The organism is Sphingomonas sp., assembly GCF_036387535.1.
Classification (GTDB): domain Bacteria; phylum Pseudomonadota; class Alphaproteobacteria; order Sphingomonadales; family Sphingomonadaceae; genus Sphingomonas_R.
In genome coordinates this window covers 1-20,632 of sequence record NZ_DASVTO010000067.1, presented here as the reverse complement: position 1 = coordinate 20,632, position 20,632 = coordinate 1, and the positions used below count along the sequence as shown (strand labels likewise).

At 67.7% G+C, this 20,632-nt stretch carries 22 protein-coding genes and 2 pseudogenes; 18 read left to right on the top strand and 6 right to left on the bottom strand.

Going from position 1 to position 20,632, the window contains the following annotated elements; genetic code table 11:
* From VF649_RS05870 to VF649_RS05860, 3 genes and pseudogenes are all read left to right on the top strand, one after another.
* Positions 1–130: pseudogene (locus VF649_RS05870) on the top strand (IS5/IS1182 family transposase); the annotation flags it as partial.
* Between the two features lie 73 nt (positions 131–203).
* Positions 204–584, top strand: coding sequence for a helix-turn-helix domain-containing protein (locus tag VF649_RS05865; protein ID WP_331011026.1), 381 nt, complete (start codon positions 204–206; stop codon positions 582–584).
* Between the two features lie 284 nt (positions 585–868).
* A complete protein-coding gene (locus tag VF649_RS05860) occupies positions 869–1,813 on the top strand; it encodes a hypothetical protein (protein ID WP_331011025.1) in 945 nt (314 codons plus the stop codon).
* Positions 1,814–1,978: 165 nt separating this feature from the next.
* Here VF649_RS05860 and VF649_RS05855 read toward each other — a convergent pair whose 3' ends face one another.
* The 4 genes from VF649_RS05855 to VF649_RS05840 form a co-directional block, all read right to left on the bottom strand.
* Positions 1,979–2,209 (bottom strand): hypothetical protein, encoded by a 231-nt coding sequence (locus tag VF649_RS05855; RefSeq protein WP_331011024.1) that lies wholly within the window; start codon positions 2,207–2,209, stop codon positions 1,979–1,981.
* Positions 2,206–2,409 carry a hypothetical protein gene (locus VF649_RS05850; RefSeq protein WP_331011023.1) on the bottom strand — a complete coding sequence of 68 codons (204 nt, stop codon included), beginning with the start codon at positions 2,407–2,409 and terminating at the stop codon, positions 2,206–2,208. The genes VF649_RS05855 and VF649_RS05850 overlap by 4 nt, the downstream gene beginning before the upstream one ends.
* Before the next feature lie 372 nt (positions 2,410–2,781).
* Entirely contained in the window at positions 2,782–2,988 is a 207-nt protein-coding gene (locus tag VF649_RS05845) for a cold-shock protein (RefSeq protein WP_076071220.1), read from the bottom strand.
* Between the two features lie 148 nt (positions 2,989–3,136).
* The gene (locus tag VF649_RS05840; RefSeq protein ID WP_331011022.1) at positions 3,137–3,736 is read right to left on the bottom strand and encodes a hypothetical protein; all 600 of its coding nucleotides are present in this window, start codon (positions 3,734–3,736) and stop codon (positions 3,137–3,139) included.
* Between the two features lie 109 nt (positions 3,737–3,845).
* On the opposite strand from VF649_RS05840, the gene VF649_RS05835 reads away from it, so the two are divergent.
* Positions 3,846–4,313, top strand: coding sequence for a hypothetical protein (locus VF649_RS05835; protein WP_331011021.1), 468 nt, complete (start codon positions 3,846–3,848; stop codon positions 4,311–4,313).
* A gap of 77 nt (positions 4,314–4,390) precedes the next feature.
* A complete protein-coding gene (locus VF649_RS05830; RefSeq protein WP_331011020.1) occupies positions 4,391–4,537 on the top strand; it encodes a hypothetical protein in 147 nt (48 codons plus the stop codon).
* Between the two features lies 1 nt (position 4,538).
* Here VF649_RS05830 and VF649_RS05825 read toward each other — a convergent pair whose 3' ends face one another.
* Positions 4,539–5,828, bottom strand: coding sequence for an MFS transporter (locus VF649_RS05825; RefSeq protein ID WP_331011019.1), 1,290 nt, complete (start codon positions 5,826–5,828; stop codon positions 4,539–4,541).
* Between the two features lie 81 nt (positions 5,829–5,909).
* Between VF649_RS05825 and VF649_RS05820 the strand changes: the two genes are divergently transcribed.
* The 13 genes from VF649_RS05820 (at position 5,910) to VF649_RS05760 (ending at position 20,204) form a co-directional block, all read left to right on the top strand.
* Positions 5,910–6,473 carry a GNAT family N-acetyltransferase gene (locus VF649_RS05820; protein ID WP_331011018.1) on the top strand — a complete coding sequence of 188 codons (564 nt, stop codon included), beginning with the start codon at positions 5,910–5,912 and terminating at the stop codon, positions 6,471–6,473.
* Between the two features lie 6 nt (positions 6,474–6,479).
* Positions 6,480–7,127: a phosphatase PAP2 family protein gene (locus VF649_RS05815; RefSeq protein ID WP_331011017.1), complete on the top strand. Its 648-nt coding sequence runs from the start codon at positions 6,480–6,482 to the stop codon at positions 7,125–7,127.
* Positions 7,128–7,137: 10 nt separating this feature from the next.
* Positions 7,138–7,686, top strand: a complete 549-nt coding sequence (gene pgsA, locus VF649_RS05810) for a CDP-diacylglycerol--glycerol-3-phosphate 3-phosphatidyltransferase (RefSeq protein WP_331011016.1) — start codon at positions 7,138–7,140, stop codon at positions 7,684–7,686.
* Positions 7,687–7,689: 3 nt separating this feature from the next.
* Positions 7,690–7,980, top strand: coding sequence for a molybdopterin converting factor subunit 1 (gene moaD, locus VF649_RS05805; RefSeq protein WP_331011015.1), 291 nt, complete (start codon positions 7,690–7,692; stop codon positions 7,978–7,980).
* Entirely contained in the window at positions 7,977–8,450 is a 474-nt protein-coding gene (locus tag VF649_RS05800) for a molybdenum cofactor biosynthesis protein MoaE (RefSeq protein WP_331011014.1), read from the top strand. Before moaD ends, VF649_RS05800 begins: the two co-directional genes overlap by 4 nt.
* Positions 8,443–8,970 (top strand): sigma-70 family RNA polymerase sigma factor, encoded by a 528-nt coding sequence (locus tag VF649_RS05795; protein ID WP_331011013.1) that lies wholly within the window; start codon positions 8,443–8,445, stop codon positions 8,968–8,970. The genes VF649_RS05800 and VF649_RS05795 overlap by 8 nt, the downstream gene beginning before the upstream one ends.
* Complete coding sequence (locus VF649_RS05790; protein ID WP_331011012.1) at positions 8,963–9,640, top strand: anti-sigma factor; 678 nt, start codon at positions 8,963–8,965, stop codon at positions 9,638–9,640. The genes VF649_RS05795 and VF649_RS05790 overlap by 8 nt, the downstream gene beginning before the upstream one ends.
* Before the next feature lie 225 nt (positions 9,641–9,865).
* Positions 9,866–11,557 carry a potassium-transporting ATPase subunit KdpA gene (kdpA, locus tag VF649_RS05785; protein WP_331011011.1) on the top strand — a complete coding sequence of 564 codons (1,692 nt, stop codon included), beginning with the start codon at positions 9,866–9,868 and terminating at the stop codon, positions 11,555–11,557.
* An 11-nt stretch (positions 11,558–11,568) separates the two neighbouring features.
* The gene (kdpB, locus tag VF649_RS05780; RefSeq protein WP_331011010.1) at positions 11,569–13,596 is read left to right on the top strand and encodes a potassium-transporting ATPase subunit KdpB; all 2,028 of its coding nucleotides are present in this window, start codon (positions 11,569–11,571) and stop codon (positions 13,594–13,596) included.
* 23 nt (positions 13,597–13,619) lie between these two features.
* Complete coding sequence (kdpC, locus tag VF649_RS05775; RefSeq protein ID WP_331011009.1) at positions 13,620–14,213, top strand: potassium-transporting ATPase subunit KdpC; 594 nt, start codon at positions 13,620–13,622, stop codon at positions 14,211–14,213.
* Complete coding sequence (locus VF649_RS05770; RefSeq protein ID WP_331011008.1) at positions 14,210–16,858, top strand: sensor histidine kinase KdpD; 2,649 nt, start codon at positions 14,210–14,212, stop codon at positions 16,856–16,858. Before kdpC ends, VF649_RS05770 begins: the two co-directional genes overlap by 4 nt.
* A complete protein-coding gene (locus VF649_RS05765) occupies positions 16,855–17,532 on the top strand; it encodes a response regulator (RefSeq protein WP_331011007.1) in 678 nt (225 codons plus the stop codon). Before VF649_RS05770 ends, VF649_RS05765 begins: the two co-directional genes overlap by 4 nt.
* A 116-nt stretch (positions 17,533–17,648) precedes the next feature.
* Complete coding sequence (locus tag VF649_RS05760; protein ID WP_331011006.1) at positions 17,649–20,204, top strand: hypothetical protein; 2,556 nt, start codon at positions 17,649–17,651, stop codon at positions 20,202–20,204.
* 41 nt (positions 20,205–20,245) lie between these two features.
* On the opposite strand, the pseudogene VF649_RS05755 reads toward VF649_RS05760, so the two are convergent.
* Positions 20,246–20,632, bottom strand: a pseudogene (locus tag VF649_RS05755) (methyl-accepting chemotaxis protein); the annotation flags it as partial.

Sequence of the window (20,632 nt, the reverse complement as noted above, 5' to 3'; positions counted from 1 at the left end):
ATGGGCAACCCGCTTCCGCCGCCTCGTCAAAGACTACGAGCGCTATGCCGAAACACTCGCGGGACTTCACGTCGTCGCCTTCGCCTGCCTCATGATGAAACAGGCCGTTGCTATCGCCGCAGGTTCATAACAACCTCTAGGTACGGGAGCGCTGCGCTTCCAGACGGCACCATTCACGCCCCCAGGCACCAGGAGGTAACCCTATGCAGCCCGGAACGCCGGATGAGGAGTGGCGGGAAGATTGTGCGCCGCGCCGCGTGCTGGAGCTGTTCGCGACCAAGTGGACCAGCATGGTGCTCCACACGCTCCATGTCCGCCACGACGGGGTCGCGCGCACCGGCGTGCTCCACCGCAGCCTGCCCGGCATTTCAAAGAAGATGCTGATCCAGACGGTACGTGACATGGAGGCGAGCGGGCTGCTGAGCCGGCATGTCCAGAGCACGATGCCGCCGATGGTCGAGTACCGCCTGACCGATTTGGGGCGGCGCTTCGTGGAGCCGGTGGAGTTGCTCTATGGCTGGGGCCGGGACAATCCGGATGCGCTGGATCGTCTCGTACCGCGCCCAAGCTCACGCCGCGGGTAGCAAAACCGGGATTGCCCTGATGAATGATCGGCCTGAATCCGGGAGCGGACACCGCGCGGCGGCGGTCCGGGCGTGAGTGCTTTCGGTCGTGCGCCGTCCGGCCTCCCGGCGACAAATACGCGATTGATGGCTGATGCGGATGATGACGTTGCCACATGGCTCATGGTGTGTTTTATTGGCACATAGATGCCGAATGCAGCACTTTAATCGACGATGATTTCCCTGCAAGAGAGCGTCGGACTGGATTGATGATGTCCTATCGAATATCGGGAAAGGCAGATGTTATGCGCTTTAAGATGACTGGAATCTTTGCAAGTGCGCTTTCGTTCCTGCTGACAACAACCCCGGTGTTGGCGCAGACATCGTCGGTCACCCCAACGGTCGCTCAGTTTCTGAATGCGTCCAATGCCCAATATATTCTCGGCGGGGTGCCGGAGGGATTCAAGCCATTCCTGGTGGACGGCAGGCAGCTGAAACTGCGGGATGTGATCACGGGAGCGGTTGCCGCGACATGGATTACGCCGAGAAATCAGCTCGTCATCGCCTATCAGGGAACGACGGGTGGCGAAAACCTGATCACCCATCCGTCGGCCCTCATCAGCCAGGCCCTTACCGATGCTCAAGTCACGCTGGCGTTGGTCGACGTCGCCGCGCCGGCTCTCGTCTCGTCGCTGACATTTGCGAAGCGGGTCGTGGCTGCAGGAAAGGCCCAGGGCTATGCCGCCAGCAATATCTTTGTGACCGGCCACTCCTTGGGCGGGATCGAGGCGGAATATGTGTCGTCGCAGATCGGCTTGGGCGGGATCGGCTTCGAGTCGACAGGTCTCGGTCTGATCGCTGCCATGGGCAACACGCAAAACCGGGGTAGCAACTTCGTCAACGTCGTCACGTGGGGGGACACGATCGGCAATATCAGTAGCGACATACCGGGTAATCTGTTGGGGTATAAAGCCGGCAGCAGCGGCATTTTCCCGCATTATGGCGGGATCGTCATGATCGGCGATCAGAAGGATCAGGACACGCTGAACGCGCTGACCCTCATCCCCAACTTCATCAAATATCATCTTCCCGGTGTGCAGGCCCATGACCTTGGGATTCAGTTGAACCCCTATTCCGCCATTGTGGACAATGCAGGCGATATGACCGGTACGGTCTATAGCGTCGGCAACGCCACGATCCCGGAACTTGTGGCGGATGCGAAGAGGACCGGCCGCTATTATCCCAGATAAGCCGATCGGGTCACGCCTGCGATCTTGAAAATCCCGCTGCAAAGGAATGCGGCGGGATGTACCGCGGAGGTGGCATGCGCCGTGACGCAACGGCGTCACGCACACGCACATCCCGATATCGAAGCGGCGACCGCGTGCCGAGTGTGCCGCCGTCGATCCTTGCGATCAGTGCAGGGCGGCGATCGCGCGTTCGACGGAGGCAAGGCCTTCGGCGCTGGCGACGGCGAGGTCGATCGGGCGGCCGCCGAGATCGGCATCGGCGGTGTTGAGAAAGGTGACGACGCGACCGGAGTCGCGCAATGCCTCGAACGCGAGGCGCGTGACCCGGCCCTGGCGGTCGGCTTCCTCCGCCGAAAGCCGGGGGCCGTCAAAGCGCTTGCGGAACGGGCGGTTCAAAGCCCGATCGCCGGGCGCGCGGCCTTTTCGATCGCCAGCGTGTCGCGCATCGCTTCGCCCTGCGCGATCCGGCCGGCCATTGTTAGCCAGGCCGCTTCCGAACGGCGGCAGCGGTCACGGACGTTGTCGAGCGTCGCGGCTTCGGCGTCGCGTGCGCTTTCGGCGGCACGGGCCATGTAGAATTCGCTGGTCACCGACATGATGGATCTCCTCGATCGAAGCGGATGGGAAGGCGGTGGTCGGTCCCGCATCTGCGCCACGATGCCGTGACATGCGGCGCGGCAGGTCGCGCAAACCGGATGACGACGCACCGGGCGCGGAAGGGCGGGGCGGCAGGGCGCGGTCGCCGCAAGACGGTCGGTGGCTGAAGATCGGGACGTCGGAGCACGCGGCGTCGGAGCACGCAGGATCGCGACGGGAGCGTCCGTGCGCCGGCCGGAGCAGGCGCGATCCGCCCGTGCGGATGGCGGTGCTTTATCGATGTCCCCGGCCGGGATGTGTCGCCATCGGCGCCGGGGACAGAGATGATCAGGCCAGAGAGTGTCATCGACGCCTCCCTGGCCATAATCGGATCAGGCAGACTGGAGGTTGACGGCGGACTGCTTGCCGCGCCGGTCGGTTTCCAGTTCGTAGCTGACCCGCTGGTCCTTGTTGAGCGTCGGCATGCCGGCGCGCTCGACCGCGGTAATGTGGACGAAGCTGTCGCCCGAACCGTCTTCGGCGGCGATGAAGCCATAGCCCTTGTCGGAATTGAAGAATTTGACGGTGCCGATCGGCATGAGATGTTTCCTTTCAAAGAAACGAGGAAGCCCCGAACACTGCGTCCGGCGCGCCAGGAAGCAAGAAAAGGAAAACTCCGCCCGAGGGCATCAAATTCCGTCGCAGGCGACGTGTGCAAAATTGCTATAGACCAACGGCATCGGAATATCAATCGAACCCGGTTTTTCGTACCGAAAGCGCGAGCAGATCGTCGGCGATCCGATCGTAGAACCGGCCGATCCGACGAAGATCGGCGATCGACACGTCGAGCCGATCGCCGATCGCGAACCGGGCCGGCGGCAGCACCGCGGTGGCGGCATCGGGATGGGCCCAGCCATGCGTCGGCGCAGAATGCGGGCCGGCATGGCGGACGATGCCGGCGGTGTGGAACAGGCAGGCGCGCGACCGCCCGATCGCACGGAGCGCCGCGTCATCCGGGCTGGCGAGCGCGAGGGTCGTGCGCAGCGCGGTGAGCTTGCGCGCGGTATTGCGCTGGCTCCGAAGCGTGCGGCGATCCGCCGCGTCGACGACCAGACCGTCGGCCACCGCGTCGATCAGGATGCTGAGGAAGCGATCGATTTCGCGCAGGCCGTTGCCGATCACCTTGCTGTTGCCGGTGGCGGCGCGGGTGGTACCGCGCCCGGGCGGCGATTGCAGGCCGGCCGCGATGAAATCGGTGCCGCGACGGAGCGTGGCGGCGGCTTGCGCCAGATCGGAGAGGGAGGACGCGATCGCACATTCCAGCATTGGGGAAACCATGGCCGCCATGGACGAAGCCGGCGGGCCGGTCCATCCCGGCGGGATCGTTTCGGAACCGCGCCAAGCCCGCGGCGGTTGATCCAGAGACCGCATCCGCAATCGATCCAGGAGCCACGCGATGGCAGACGACACAGCGACCCCGACCGCCGACACCGCGACGACGACCAAGCCCAGGACCCCCGCCAAGGCGCGTGCGAAAACACCGAAATCGACCACTGCCAAGTCGACCCCCGCCAAGTCGACCTCCGCAAAGCCGCGCAAGCCCAAGGCCGCCCCCGAGAAGCCGAAGGCGACCAAGCCGGCGAAGACCGCCGCCGCGCAGACACCGCGCCCGCACCCAAAGCCAGCCGCGCCTACAACCGCGGCGGACCGGGTCCGCGCGGCGGCGGGTAGCGCGGCCCGCGCCGCCACGACACCGCGCGGCAAGGCGATCGGCGCGGCGGCCGCCGCGATCGGCCTGATCGCCGGCGTTGTGGCGGCGGTCGGCACGAAGCGCATCGCCAAGGGGGCGTCGAGCGCCGCGGACGCCACCAAGGCGCGGCTGTCCGACATGGCGGACTCAGACGCTGACGTTGACGCGGAATGAGGTGCCGGCTGTCCCGTATCGGGACGGCCCTTAACTGCGAATCGGGCGCGACGAACCGGTTAGGAAAGCGTTAAGCCGTGACAATGATCGTTCACGGCACCCAATCCCTATCCGCAATAGTTGCACGGGAGCATCGGCCGAACGCCGGCGCCGGTGCTGATCTGCGGTTCTTCCTGACCGCCTACGCCGGCGGGCTGGCCTTTTTCCTGGCGATGCTGCTGTAGCCTATTCGGCAGGTGCGCAGCCGCGATCGACACAGGCGCGGTGAAGGCGGAGTGCAAGATAAGCGGCGCCAAGGCTCATGATCGCCACCAGCAGGAGGGTGCCGGCGACCGAGACGCCGACATGCACGAGCCCCGCGAGGATGAGCGTGGAAAACACCATCGCGCCGGAATTGACGATGTTGTTCGCGGCCACGGTCCGCGCGGTCTGTGCCTTCGGGACACTGGTCGTCAGGAAGGCGTAGAGCGGGACGACGAACATGCCGCCGGCCACCGCGACGCCGAACAGATCGAACAGCACGCGATCGGCATGGGCAAGCCGGACGAAGGCGCGGAGCGGGAGCAGCGTGCCATCGGACGGCGGCCAGTGCGCGACGGTCCAGTAGAGATCGCAGACGAACAGCCCCATCAGGATCGCGGCGGCGGGCGCGAACCGGGCGGACACCGCGCCTTTCAACAGGCGATTGATGATGATCGAGCCGACCGCGACCCCGATCGAGAAGATCGACAGGAACAGCGTGGCGACCGACTGGTTCGCGGACAGCGCGTTCTTGACCAGCGGCGGAAACTGCGCGGCCAGGATCGCGCCCTGCGCCCAGAAGAAGCTGATCGCGGCGATCGCCAGGAACAGATGGCGGATGTGCATGGTGTCGCGCACCAGCCGGATCGAGGCGCGGACGACATGGAAATCGATGCTGCTGTCGGGATGTTCGGACGGCGCCGGTGGCACCTGGTGACCGACGATCCGCCCGATCACCGCGACCGCCAGCACCAGCACCGCGGCGACCGACGCCGGCACGATGCCGCCGACGATCGTCCCGAGCAGGATCGCGCCATAGGTGCCGGCCTCCACCAGGCCGGTACCGCCCAGCACTTCGTCCCCATGCAGGTGTTGCGGGAGGATCGCATATTTGATCGGGCCGAAGAAGGTGGAATGCACCCCCATCGCGAACAGTGCCGTCAGCATCAGCAGGATGTTGCCGAGCATCAGGCCCGCCGCGCCGAATACCATGATCGCGATTTCCGCCGATTTCACCAGCCGGACGATCCGCGCCTTGTCGCGCCCGTCCGCCAGTTGCCCGGACAGTGCGGACAGCAGGAAGAAGGGCAGGATGAACAGACCGCCCGCCACGGCGGAAAACGACGCTTCCTGCGCCGGATCGCGCAGGATTTCGAACGTGACCAGCATGATCATCGCGGTGCGGAACAGGTTGTCGTTGAACGCACCCAGAAATTGGGTGACGAACAGCGGCAGGAACCGGCGTTTGGCCAGGAGCCGGAAGGATGGTGTCATGCGGAAGGTTGGAATCGCGTCGTTCCTGGGAAGGCACGTCATAGACCATCCGGGGTGCGGGTGCCAAACCGGATGGCCGTCATGACCGCGATCATCGACGATCCGATCGAAATCCGGACGCCAAGGTTGCGATTGCGCCCGCATGTGGCGGAGGATCTGGCCGCGCGCTGGGCATTGGGGATGATGCCGGAATTCTATCGCTACACCAGCGGTCAGGCGGCGACCGAAGAGGATAGCTGGCACCGTGTGCTGCGCTACATCGGCCATTGGACAAGCTTCGGCTATGGATTCTTCGCGGTGCTGGACGCCACGACCGGGCGGTTCCTGGGCGAGGCGGGGGCAATGGATTTCCGGCGCGGGATCGGCGACGGGTTCGGGCGCCGGCCGGAGATGGGATGGGGATTCCACCCCGATGTCCATGGCACCGGCGTTGCCGGGGAGGCGATCCGCGCGGTGCTGGCCTGGATGGACGCCGGCGCCGGGCAAGCGGGAACGGTGTGCATGATCAACCCGGAGAATGTGGCGTCCGTGCGGCTGGCGGAGCGGCTGGGATACCGACCGACCGGCGAGGCCGTGTATCATGATCGCCCGGTATCGACCTTTGCACGCGCGGCGGGTGCAACTTTCGTCGCAGCGCCCGGTTGAGCGCGCATGGGGCGCGACACGAACAAGGCACAGGCGCCGGATGGCCATCGCGCACGGGCGAAGCGGGCCACGTCCGGACGCACCGCGATCGAGAAAGCAGATGCACAGGCCGCAGCGGCGCTGGCGCCGGCGGCGGACATGCCGGCCGTCCGCGCAGTGAGCGCGGCCACCGATGTTGCGGACCAGCCGCCGCTGGTCGCGCTGTCGGCTGCGGTCGCGCTGACCGGATTGGCGACGCGGAACGCGCGGCTGGCGCGGGCGGGCGCCCGGATGCTGGCGGCGCATGCGCTGGCGACCTGGGCCAAGGGCGTCCTGAAAGACCATATCGACCGGTCGCGTCCGCGCGTTCTGATCCACCGCGGGCACTATGCGATGCGCGCCGGGGACAGCGACGACAGCGATCTGCGCTCGTTCCCGTCCGGGCATACGGCGGGCGGCGTGGCGGTGGTGCGTGCGCTGGCCCGCGAATATCCGGCGGCCGGCGTGCCCGCCGGAACCGCGATGAGCGCGATCGCCAGCGGCCTGATATCCAAACAGGCGCATTATCCGACCGACGTGGCGGCCGGCGCGGCGATCGGCTGGCTGGCGGAAGCGGTGGTGGATTTCGCATGGACCCGCTTGCGACGCCTCCCCAACCGTGTCGTGACGCGCTAGAAGCGGCGCGATGCTGAGCCTGCCGAACATCCTGACCCTGTCGCGCATCTTTGCGATGCCGATCCTGGTGTTCCTGCTGTGGAACCCCGGCCGGTTCGACTATGCGCTGGCGTTCGGGCTGTACTGCCTGATGGGGATCACCGATTATTTCGACGGCTATCTGGCGCGCGCGCAGGGGACGGTGTCGAAGCTGGGCGTGTTCCTGGACCCGATCGCGGACAAGATCATGGTGGCGGCAGTGATCGTCATGCTGATCTTCACGCGCGATATCCGCAGCTGGCACGTGATTGCGGCGCTGGTGATCCTGCTGCGCGAGATCGCGGTATCGGGGCTGCGCGAATTTCTGGCAGAACTGCGCGTGTCGGTGCCGGTGTCGAAACTGGCGAAGTGGAAGACGACGTTCCAGCTGGTGTCGCTGGGCGCCATCATTCTGGCGGGTGCAGTGCCGGATCAGGGCTGGATCCTGGCGGTGGGTCTGTTCAGCCTGTGGGCGGCGGCGGTGCTGACGGTGCTGACGGGGTGGGATTATCTCCGCGTCGGCCTGAAGCACATGGACTGAGCGATGGCGGTCGAGATGCTGTATTTCGCCTGGGTGCGCGAGCGGATCGGGACGGGCGCGGAACGGGTGGATCCACCGGCCGAGGTCACGACCGTAGCCGAGCTGGTCGCCTGGCTGGCGACGCGGTCGGCGGGGCATGCCGCGGCGTTCGCCGATCGGGACAGGGTCCGTGCAGCGATCGACGACCAGTTCGTGGGGCCGGACGCCGCCATCGCCGGCGCGCGCGAAATTGCGCTGTTCCCGCCGGTCACGGGAGGGAGCGGCGTGTCGGCCGCCAGCGTGATCCGACGGTGACCCCGGCCTTGGCCCCTACCGTCACGGTGCGCGTGCAGGCGGAGGATTTCGATCCGGGCGCCGAACTGGTCCTGCTGGAACAGCTGGGCGGTGGCGGCGTGGCGAGCTTTACCGGGATCGTGCGCGGTGGCGACGGGCTGGCGGCGCTAATGCTGGAACATCATCCCGGCATGACGGCGAAGGCGATGCGGGCGATCGCGGACACCGCGCTGGCGCGTTGGCCTCTGCTGGGCCTGACACTGATCCACCGGCATGGCACGCTTGTGCCGGGGGCGCGGATCGTGTTCGTGGGAACGGCATCGCCGCACCGCGCGGCCGCGCTGGAGGCGACGATGTTCCTGATCGACTGGTTGAAAACCCGCGCGCCATTCTGGAAACAGGAACTTCATGCCGATGGCCGGACGGCATGGGTCGCGGCGCGGACCGAGGATGATGACGCGGCGAAACGTTGGGATGGCGTGGATGGATGACCTGGAAGAGTTGCTGGCGCGGGTCGGGCGGCAGGACCGTGCTGCCTTCGCTTTGTTGTACCAGCGGACGTCCGCGAAACTGAACGGCATCGTGCGGCGTATCTTGCCCGAGATGACCCTAGCCGACGATGTCATGCAGGACGTTTATGTCCGTATCTGGCGCAGTGCCGCCGGCTATGAACCGTCGCGCGGGCGGCCGGTGACGTGGCTGGCCGCGATCGCCCGCAATCTGGCGATCGACATGCGCCGGCGCGAATCGTCGCGCGGGCTGGGCCGGCAGGTGGAGTATCTGCCCGATCTCGCCGGTGCGGCGCTGGGGATCGATGCCGAATCGGGGCTGGCGCTCCGCCGCTGCCTCGATACGCTGGACACGGTGCAGCGTTCGATGATCGTATCCGCCTATTGCGAGGGGCTGAGCCGCGAGGAACTGGCGGAACGGCATGCGCGTCCGGTGGGGACAGTGAAGTCTTGGTTGCATCGCGGGCTCGCGGCGCTGAAAGCGTGTCTTGGCGATGACTGACGACATGGACATGACCGCAGCCGAATATGTGCTGGGCACGCTCGATCCCGAGGAGCGGCGCGCGTTCGAGCATGTTCTGGTCGACGATCCGCGTGCGGTGGCGGCGGTCGCGATCTGGCGCCAGCGGTTCGCCGTTCTGGACGCGACCGCGGCGGAGGTGACGCCGTCGGTCGATCTGTGGCACCGGATCGAGGCGGCGGCCGGCCTGCGCGCCGCGAACGACAACCGCGTGGCACGGGGCTGGCGGTCGCTGGCGGTCGCGGCGGCGTTGATCGCGGCCGTCAGTTCCAGCCTGGCGGTGGTCGGCTGGCGGCGGCCCGCCGGCGCCGCGCCGATGGATGCGGTGGCGGCGTTGACGCCGGAAGGCACGACGCCGGCCCTGCTGGTCGGATGGCATGGCGATAGCGGCCGGTACGAGATCCGGCCGTTGGCATTGCCGATCGATGCCGCGCATTCGCGGCAATTGTGGCTGATCGTCGAAGGCGGCGGACCACGGTCGATGGGGCTGGTGGATACCAGCGCGCGCTGGATCGACGGAAGCGCGCTTCAGCCCGGACAGGCCGCAACGATCGCGGTGTCGATCGAGCCGATCGGCGGATCGCCGACCGGCGCGCCGACCGGGCCGGTGGTGTTGTCGGGCAAGCTGACGCGGATGCCGTCGACGATCTAGCGCCGGGCGGGGGGCGACCCCCGCCTTTACGCTCGCTTTACGTGAATATCGCCTAATCCACCACGCGCGTTGATGCCGCCAGGATGCAGGGGACGGGTCTGATCCAGAACAGGCCAGCGTCCTCATGTCCTTCGATCTTCTTCTTGGCAGCGCCGTCGCCGTGATCGCGCTCATCTACCTGCTCGCTGTGCTTGCACAGCCCGAGCGATACTGAGGAGGGCGGCGATGACGCTTTCCGGTTGGAGCATGATCCTCCTCTTCACCCTGCTGATCGTCGCGCTGGCCAAGCCAGCGGGGGCGTGGATGCATGCGCTGTATGCGCGCGAGACCTTGCCGCTAGGCTTTGTCGAGCGCGGTTTCTACCGGCTGGCCGGGATCGACCCGCGGACGGAGCAGAGCTGGGTCGGCTATGCCGCATCGTTGATGCTGTTCAACATCGGCGGCATCGCGCTGCTGTTTGCGCTGCTGAAGCTGCAGGGCGTGTTGCCGATGAATCCGCAAGGGTTCGGGGGCGTGGAGACGCTGCTGGCCTTCAACACGGCGGTCAGCTTCGTCACCAACACCAACTGGCAGAATTATGGCGGTGAAACGACGCTGTCGAACCTGTCGCAGATGGCCGGGCTGACGGTGCAGAACTTCCTGTCGGCCGCGGTCGGCATCGCCGTCGCCTTCGCCTTCATCCGCGGTTTCGCGCGGCGGCAGGCGCAGGGGATCGGCAATTTCTGGGTCGATATCACCCGCGTCACGCTCTACCTGCTGCTGCCGATCTCGATCGTGCTGGCGCTGGCCTATGTCGCGATGGGGGTGCCGCAGACCTTCGGGCCGTCGGTGACCGTCACCACGCTGGAAGGCGCCAATCAGACCATCGCGGTCGGGCCCGTCGCATCGCAGCTGGCGATCAAGATGCTGGGCACCAATGGCGGCGGCTTCTTCAACGCCAATTCTGCGCATCCGTTCGAGAATCCCAGCGCGCTGAGCAATTTGCTGCAGATGCTCACGATCTTCGTACTGGGCGCGGGCCTGACGCTGACGTTCGGCAAGGCGGTCGGCAATGTCCGCCAGGGATGGGCGATCCTCGCCGCGATGCTGCTGCTGTTCATCGCGGGCGTCGCGGTGGCCTATAGCGCCGAAGCGGCCGGCAACCCGATCCATCATGCGTTGGGCGTCGCCGGGGGCAATATGGAGGGCAAGGAGGTCCGGTTCGGCGTGGCCGCGACCGCGCTGTTCGCCGTCATTACCACCGCCACATCGTGCGGCGCGGTGATCGGCATGCATGACAGTTTCACCGCGATCGGGGGAATGGTGCCGCTGTTCAACATGCAGCTGGGCGAGCTCGTGATCGGGGGTGTGGGGTCGGGCCTGTATGCGGTGCTGATCTATGCGATCCTGGCGGTGTTCATCGCGGGATTGATGGTGGGCCGGACGCCGGAATATGTCGGCAAGAAGATCGAGGCGCGCGAGATGAAGCTGGCGGTGATCGCCATCGCCATTCCGCCGCTCGCCATCCTGGGCCTGACCGCGGTGGCCTGCGTCACCGACGCCGGGCTGGCCGGTCCGCTGGCCAAGGGCGCGCACGGGTTCAGCGAGATCCTCTATGCCTTTTCCAGCGCCGCCGCGAACAACGGGTCCGCATTTGGCGGCCTGACCGGCAACACGCCCTTCTACAATCTGCTGCTGGCGGCGGCGATGATCGTCGGGCGGTTCGGCGTGATCCTGCCGGTGCTGGCGATCGCGTCCGGGCTGGCGGCCAAGCGGCGCGTGCCGGAAGGGGCGGGATCGTTCCCGACCACCGGCCTGCTGTGGATCGGCCTGCTGGCGGCGATCATCGTGATCGTCGGTGGCCTCACCTTCCTGCCGTCGCTCGCGCTGGGGCCGATTGCGGACCAGGCGCAGGTCGCCGCCGGCACTCTGCTCTGAAAGGGCCGATCATGGCACACCAGAACACATCGCTCTTCACCGGTCCCTTGCTTGTTGCCGCGATGCGGGACGCGGTCCGCAAACTCGATCCACGCACGCTGATCCGCAACCCGGTGATGTTCGTGACCGCGATGGTCGCCAGCCTGTCGACGCTGCTGCTGATCAAGGGGGCGATCACCGGAACCGGCCACCCGCTGTTCGAAGGGCAGCTGGTGTTCTGGCTGTGGCTGACCGTGCTGTTCGGCAATGTCGCGGAGGCGCTGGCGGAGGGGCGCGGCAAGGCCCAGGCGGCATCGCTGCGCGCCACCAAGGCCGAACTGCGCGCGAAGAAGAAGACCGGCGCCGGCGGGCAGTGGGAGATGATCGACGCGACACGGCTGGTGGTCGGCGACGAGGTATTGGTCGAGACGGGCGACCTGATCCCGGCGGACGGCGAGGTCATCGCCGGCGTGGCAAGCGTCAACGAAGCCGCGATCACGGGCGAGAGCGCGCCGGTGATCCGCGAGGGCGGCGGCGACCGGTCCGCCGTGACGGCGGGCACGCGCGTGATCGCCGATTCGATCACCGTGCGGGTGACCGCCGGCGCGGGGCAGGGGTTTCTGGACCGGATGATCGCGCTGGTCGAAGGCGCGCAACGCCAGAAGACGCCGAACGAGATCGCGCTGACGATCCTGCTGGCGGGACTGACGCTGATCTTCCTGATCGCGGTCGGGACATTGCCGGCATTCGCGGCCTATGCGGGCGGCATGCTGGCCGTGCCGGTGCTGGTGGCGCTGTTCGTCACGCTGATCCCGACGACGATTTCCGCATTGTTGTCCGCGATCGGGATTGCGGGAATGGACCGACTGGTGCGGTTCAACGTGCTGGCCAAATCGGGTCGCGCGGTCGAGGCGGCGGGCGATATCGACACGCTGTTGCTGGACAAGACCGGCACGATCACGATCGGCGATCGCCAGGCGACGGCGTTCCTGCCGGTTCCCGGCGTGACGATCGCCGAACTGACCGCGGCCGCACGGCTTGCCAGCCTGTCGGACGAGACGCCCGAGGGCCGGTCGATCGTGGTGCTGGCCGATGCGGATGGCAGTACCGCCGTCGCGGCGCCGGAGGGCGCGGAGGAGATCAAGTTCACGTCGCAGACGCGGGTGTCGGGCCTACAGATCGGGGATCGCGCGTTGATCAAGGGTGCGGTCGATGCCGTACTGAAACGGCTGGGCGATGTTGCCAATGCCGACGCGCTCCGGAAACTGGCCGACGACATCGCGCGCGGTGGGGCGACGCCGCTGGCGGTCGCCGACGGGCAGCGCCTGCTGGGCGTGGTGCAGTTGAAGGACATCGTGAAGGCGGGGATCCGTGAACGCTTCGGCGAACTGCGCCGGATGGGGATCCGCACCGTGATGATCACCGGCGACAACCCGCTGACCGCCGCCAGCATCGCCGCGGAAAGCGGTGTCGACGATTTTCTGGCCGAAGCCACACCGGAGGACAAGCTGGCGCTGATCCGCAAGGAGCAGGAAGGCGGCAAGCTGGTCGCGATGTGCGGCGACGGGACCAACGACGCCCCGGCGCTGGCGCAATCGGACGTTGGGGTGGCGATGAACACCGGCACGCAGGCGGCGCGCGAGGCCGGCAACATGGTCGATCTGGACAGTGACCCGACCAAGCTGATCGAAATCGTGGGCCTCGGCAAGCAGTTGCTGATGACGCGCGGCGCGCTGACGACCTTTTCGATTTCGAACGATGTCGCCAAATATTTCGCCATCCTGCCGGCGATCTTCGTCGCCCTGTATCCGGGGCTGGGCGGGCTGAACGTGATGCGACTGGCCAGCCCGGAAAGCGCCATCCTGTCGGCGATCATCTTCAACGCGCTGATCATTCCCGCGCTGGTGCCGCTGGCGTTGAAGGGCGTGAAATATCGCCCGGCCGCGGCGGGGACGCTGCTGGCGCGCAACCTGGCCGTCTACGGCGTGGGCGGGCTGATCGCGCCATTCGTCGGTATCAAGGCGATCGACCTGATCGTCGCCGGCCTGCACCTCGCCTGATCTCCGGACTCAAGGATCTTCTCATGCTTACCGAAACGCTCCGTGCGCTGCGCCCGACCGTCGTCCTGCTGCTGCTGATCACGCTGGTGACCGGACTGCTATATCCGGCGGTGATCACCGCTATCGCCCAGGTCGCCCTGCCGGCGCAGGCGAATGGCAGCATCGTGACCGACCGTACGGGCAAGCCGATCGGATCGAGCCTGATCGGCCAGGATTTCACCACGCCGGGCTATTTCCACCCGCGCCCGTCGGCGGCGGGCAAGGGATATGATGCGAGCGCGTCAGGCGCGACCAACCTGGCGCCGGGATCGAAGAGCCTGCGCGATGCGATCGCCGAGCGGACCGCCGAAGCACGCGCGGAAGGAATGACGGGCGACCTGCCTGCCGACTTGGTGACCAGCAGCGCGTCCGGCCTCGACCCCGATATCAGCCCGGCGACCGCGCTGCTGCAGGCACCGCGGGTTGCGCGGGCACGGGGGATCGATGACGCGCAGGTCAGGGCGCTGATCGCTGCGCACACCGCGATGCCGACGCTGGGCATCATCGGGGAGCCGCATGTCAATGTGCTGCAGCTCAATCGACAGCTGGACGCGCTTTCGGCTAGCATGCGCAGGTGAAGGACGTCCGCCCCTCTCCTGACGCGCTGCTGAAGGCGGCGCGGCGCGAGCGGCGCGGCCGCCTGAAGATCTTCCTGGGTGCGGCGCCCGGCGTGGGCAAGACGTTCGAGATGCTGCGCGAGGGCGCGGAATTGCTGCGGACCGGCACCGACGTGGTCGCCGGGGTGATCGAGACGCATGGGCGGAGCGAGACCGAGGGCCTGACCGCGCCGTTCGAGATCCTGCCGCGCGCGCGCATCCCGCACGGCGGGCACGTCCTGACCGAATTCGACCTGGATGCGATGTTGGCCCGGGCGCCGCAGGTCGCGCTGATCGACGAGTTCGCGCACACCAACGCGCCCGGCAGCCGCCACCCCAAGCGCTGGCAGGATATCGAGGAACTGCGCGAAGCGGGTATCGACGTGCTCAGCACGCTCAATGTCCAGCATGTCGAGAGCCTCAACGACGTGGTCGCCGGCTTCACGCGCGTGCGGGTGCGCGAAACCGTGCCTGACGCGGTGCTGGACGATGCGGAGATCGAGGTGGTCGACCTGCCGCCGGACGAGCTGATCGAACGCTTGCGGGCCGGCAAGGTCTATATCCCGGCCGAGGCGACCCGCGCGCTCGGCCATTTCTTTTCCAAGTCCAACCTGTCGGCGCTGCGTGAACTGGCGCTGCGCCGCGCCGCGCAGACCGTCGACCGCCACCTGCTCGATCATGTCGCGAGCCTGGGCGAGAGCGGCACCTGGGCCGCAGGCGAGCGGGTGGTGGTCGCGGTGGGGGATCAGCCGGGCAGCGATGCGCTGATCCGGTCGGCCAAGCGGCTGGCCGACGCGCTGCACGCGAACTGGACGGCGGTGGTGATCGAGACGCCGCGCACCGCCGCGCTGTCGGTGCCGGCGCGGGCGCGGATGGCGGCGACGCTCGACCTTGCGGCTGCACTGGGGGCCGCGATCGTCACCGTGCCGGCGCGCACCGTGCTGGAAGGGCTGGTCGCGCAGATCCGTGAAGCGCGCGCCACCGCCGTGGTGATCGGCAAGTCGCGCCGGTCCTGGTGGTTCGAGCTGCGGCATGGATCGGTGGTCGACCGGCTGGTGCGCGGGCTGGATGACGTCGCGGTCCATGTCGTGCCGCTGTCCACCCCCGGAGAGCTACCGCGCGAGGTGGCCACGGCGGCAGCGGGGCCCATGTTCGCGCGCGGCAGCATTGCCGGACTGGGGTTTGTGGCGGCGACGACGGTGCTGGCGCGATTGCTGCTGCCGCTGGTCGGCGCCGATGCGATCGACCTGCTCTATCTGTTGCCCGTGATCGCGACCGCGACGCTCTACGGTCTGCGCTCGTCGCTGGTCGCCGGTCTCAGTGCGGCATTGACCTACAACTTCTTCTTCCTGCCGCCGCTCTACACGCTGACGATCGCCGATCCCCACAATGTCGTGACGCTGGCGGTGTTCGTGATCGTGGCGGTGGTGGGAAGCCAGCTGGCCGGGCGGGTCCGGAACGAAGCGAACATCGGCGCGCGGACCGCAACCGAAAACGCTGCGCTTGCCGCCTTTGGTCAGCGTCTCGCCGCCGTGTCCGACGAAACCGGCACCGCGACGGCAACCTGCGAAGAGATCGCCGCGTTGTTGGGTGTGTCGACCGTGCTGATCGCGCGGCGCGAGGGACGTCATGTCGTCGTTGCGGCCGCGCCCGATCCGGTGGAGCTTGGCCCGATCGATACCGCGGCGGCCGACTGGACATTCGACCGCGGGGAAGTGGCGGGGCGGGCCAGCGGCACGCTGGCGGCAAGCGAATGGCAGTTCCATCCGCTCAAGACCGCGCTGGGTGTGTTGGGCGTGCTCGGCATCGCGCGCGATGCCGGCAGCGATCCGGTTGCGGCGGACAAGCATGTGCTGTTCGCGACCCTGCTCGGTCAGGCGGCCCTGGCGCATGAGCGCCTGCAGCTGGAGCAACAGGCGCGTGATGTCAGCGCGTTGCAGCAGCGCGATGCGTTGCGGGCGACCTTGCTGTCGTCGATCGGCCATGACCTGAAGACGCCGTTGACGGCGGTCGTCGCAGCGGCCGACGAATTGGCGATGGCGCATGGTGCGTCCCCTGCCACCGCGATGCTGAAGGGCGAGGCGCGCCGCCTGCGCCGCGTGTTCGACGATCTGGTCGAAATGACGCGGATCGAGGCGGGCGCGCTGGTGGTCAAGCGGGAGGCGACCGACCTGACCGATGCCGTCGCGGCGGCGGCGCGCGACCTGCGCGCCGAACTGGCGCGGCACCGGCTGGTGCTGGCGGTGCCGCCCACCCTGCCGTTGGTCGAGGCGGATCCGCGCATGTTGCACCACGTCCTGATCAACCTGTTGGGCAACGCCGCCAAGTTCGCGCCTGCCGGGACGGATATCCTGATCGAGGGGCGCCGCACGCCCTATGAACTGATCCTGGGCATCCATGATCGCGGACCGGGATTGCCGCCGGGGCAGGAGGCGCAGCTGTTCGATCGCTTTACCCGTGTCGATGGCGACGACCGGAGCGGGGGCACCGGGCTGGGACTGGCGATCGTGCGGGGATTTGCGGACGCGATGGGGCTGAACGTGTCGGCGGCGAACCGGGACGATGGCGGTTCGAGCTTCTTCCTGTCCTGGCCCAACACCCTGATCCGGCGTAGCACGTCGGAATGACCGGCCAGATCCTTATCATCGATGACGAAGGTGCGATCCGCCGGCTGCTGCGCGGCGCGATCGAGCGCGTCGGGATGCGCGTGGACGAAGCGGCGACCGCGACGGAGGGGTTGACGCTGGCCAGGCGGCCGGGGTGTGAGCTGGTGCTGCTCGATCTGGGCCTGCCCGATCGCGACGGTATCGAACTGGTTCCGTTGCTGAAGGCGGCGGACCGCGCGGTGATCGTGCTGACCGCGCGCGATGCCACGGCGGAAAAGGTGGCGGCCCTGGATCTGGGTGCCGACGATTATGTCGTGAAGCCGTTCGATACCGAGGAATTGCTCGCCCGCATCCGCGGCGCATTGCGGCGCCGTGGCGCCGCACCGGCGGGGCAGGACCGGCTGCGCCTGGGGGCGATCGAAGTCGATCTGGTCGCGCATCAGGTCCGGCGGGATGACCAGCCGGTGAAACTGACCCGGAAAGAATTTGCACTGCTTACCGAACTGGTGCGGCACGGCGGCAAACTGCTGACCCACTCGCATCTTCTGCGGACGGTGTGGGGGGACGGGCATGTGGACGATGTCGAATATCTGCGGGTCGCGATCCGCGCGCTCCGGCTGAAGCTGGAGGTGGACCCCGCGGCTCCGGCGCTGCTGCTGAACGAACCCGGCATCGGATATCGGCTGGTCGCCTGACGCTAAACCGTTGATGCCACAGGGACGTTCGCGTAGCCTTGCGATCGTCGACCCGGAAGGCGCGCCCGAGGAACGGAGCGCGGCACAGCCGTGCGGCGGGTGGCGCGGGAGATCGAATGCGCAGGGAAGTGTCGGGCCGTGCGGCGTCCGCAGGGCGGATCCGCCGATTGCCGGTGCTGCTGCTGGGCCTGTGCGGCACCGTCGCCACGGCGCAGGCGGGGGGTGAGCCGCCGGCTGCCGACCGCGACAGCAATGCCGGCGAGGTGACGGTGACCGGGGACCGGCGGTCGCTGGCTGCGGGTATCCAGGCCGTCGCGACCTTCGATGCAAACGCGATCGCGGCCACGGGCGCGACGACGATCGCGGAGCTGCTGCGCGTGATCCGGGCGGTGACGCAGGCTGCGGACGGATCGGATCCGATCTTCCTGCTGAATGCACAGCGCATATCGGGCTATGAGGAAATCGCGACGCTGCCGCCCGAGGCGATCGAGAAGGTCGAGGTGCTGCCGGAGCCGGTGGCGCTGAAATTCGGCTATCCTCCCACACGCCGCGTGCTGAACTTCATCACCAAGCGCCGGTTCCGGCAGGCAGAGGTCCGCGCGACCGGCGGCGGTGCGACCCGCGGCGGATATGCGATCGGCACTGCCAATTTCGGGCTGACCCGGCTGGCCAAGGACAGCCGCCTGACGGTGGGGCTGGAATATCGCCATGCCGAGCCGCTGCGCCAATCGGATCGGACCATCTTGCCCGATCCGGATATCCTGTTCGACGCGATCGGCAACGTCACGGGCATCGGCGGAGGCGAGATCGATCCTGTCTTATCGGCCGCGGCCGGGCGGGTGGTGACGGTCGCGCGCGCGCCGGAAAATGAAGCGGACCGGACGATCGCCGGCTTTGCGGCGGGGGCGGGGCAGCCGCGACCGTTCGATATCGGCCGTGACCGCATGCTGACGCCGCGGAACGATGCGGTGAAGGCCGAAGCGGTGCTGGCCGACCGGGTCGGCGCGACGACCGACGGATCGATCAGCCTGTCGGCGGAACGAAGCCGCGACCGCAACCTGGCGGGGCCGGCCACGGCGATCCTGACGGTGCCGGGCGGCAACCCGTTCTCGCCCTTCGCAGGGCCGGTGCTGCTCAACCGCTATCTGGTCGAGGCCGATCCGCTGCGCGTGGTCCAGACGACCACCACGCTGCATGCCGGCGGCATCCTGCGCGGCGTGGTCGCGGGATGGCGCTGGGATCTGAGCGGGGCGCTGGATCAGCAGGAGATCCGCGGAAGCAGCGCGCGCGGGATCGATCCGGCGGCCGCGAATGCCGCCATCGCCGGCGGGACGAACCCGTTCGCGCCGCTGGATCCGGCGCTACTGACGATGCGGGTGATCGATCGCGGGCGGTTGCGCACCCGCAGCGCGTCGGCGAAGACGGTGCTGACCAACACCCCGATCCGGTTGCCGGCGGGGAAGGTGACGGTCACCGCGACCGGCGAAGCCGAACGTGCGACGGCGGTCTCCTCCACCCGCGGTGCCGATCCGTTCGCGCTGCGGCTGGGCCGCACCAGGATCGAGGGCGGGGTTGCTGTCGACGTGCCGATCGCGTCGCGGCGCGAGGATGTGCTGCCGTTCGTGGGAGAATTGTCGGTCAACGCCGCGATGCGTGTGCGGGCGGTGGAGGGATTCCGATCGCTGTACGACACGACCTATGGCCTGACGTGGGGCATGGTGCCCGGGGTGCAACTGCTCGCCACGCAGAAGCGGACCACCACGGCGCCGGCGATCGCGCAGCTTTCGACGCCGCAGGTGCGGTTCGCCAATGTCCCCGTGTTCGATTTCACGACCGGATCCACGGTGAACGTCACACTGCTGCAGGGCGGCAATCCCGATCTTGTTCCCGAACATCGCCGCAGCCGGTCGTTGCAGCTGAGCATCAAGCCGTTTGCCGCGCGCGAACTGCGCGTGAGTACCACCTATGACGCCACCACCATCCGCAATCAGACCGGGATGGTCTATGCCCTGACCGCGCAGACCGCGGCGATCCTGCCCGATCTGTTCGTGCGCGATGCTGCCGGGCGGCTGGTGTCCGTCGCCTATTCGCCGATCACCATCGCCCGCGAACGGCAGCGTATCTTGGCCATGGTCGTCAGCGCGTCCGGACTGCTGGGTACGCCGCGGCCCGCCGATGGCAAGGGCGCCGCGGCGGGCCCCGGCCGACCGAGCTTCTATGCGGGCATGGGGCCGAGCATCAAGCTTGGCGACCGGTTGCAGATCCGGCCAGGGACGGCGGAGATCGACATCCTGAACGGCGGGACGATCACCGGCGGCGGCACGGCACGCGTGTCCGGCTATGTCTATGGCGGCGTCAATCATCTCGGCAACGGCCTGACGTTCGACGCCTGGTACAGCGCCGCCAGCCGCGTGCGCAGCGCGAGCCCGGTCGCGGACCTGCGGTTCGCGCCGATCCTGAAGCTGAACATGGGCGCCACGCTCAGCATCCATCATTTCACGCCGCACGTGGCGTGGACACGCAAGCTGCAACTGAAGCTGGACGTGAGCAACGTCACCGATGCGCGCCAGCGGGTGCGGGACGGCACCGGGCGCGTCCCCAACCGCTTCCAGCCCGCCTATCTCGATCCGATCGGCCGCACGGTGAAGATGTCGCTGCGCAAGCTGTTTTGAGGACGCGTCCCGCCGCATGCGGCCGTGGTCGCGGTCGCGGCTCAGAATTGCGACCAGTCGTCGGCGTTGGCTTCGATCTTGAGGGCGAGTGCGCCGTGGGTTTGTGGTGCGGGTGCGGTGCGGCGTTGCGCGACGATCTTGCGGGGTGCGGATGCGGCGGCGCGGGGTGCGGCGCGTTCGGCGGGTGCGGCGCGCACGGGGGTGGCCTGCGTCATCTGGAAACGGGCGACGTGGCGTGCGAGATCCTCGGCCTCTGCGGCCAGGCTGCGGGCGGCGGCGGTGCTTTCCTCGACCATGGCGGCGTTCTGCTGGGTCACCGAGTCCATTTCGCCGACGGCGGTGTTGACCTGTTGCAGGCCCGACGCCTGCTGTTCGGCCGAGGTGGTGATGTTGGAGACGAGCTGGCTGATCTCCGCGATGCGCGACAC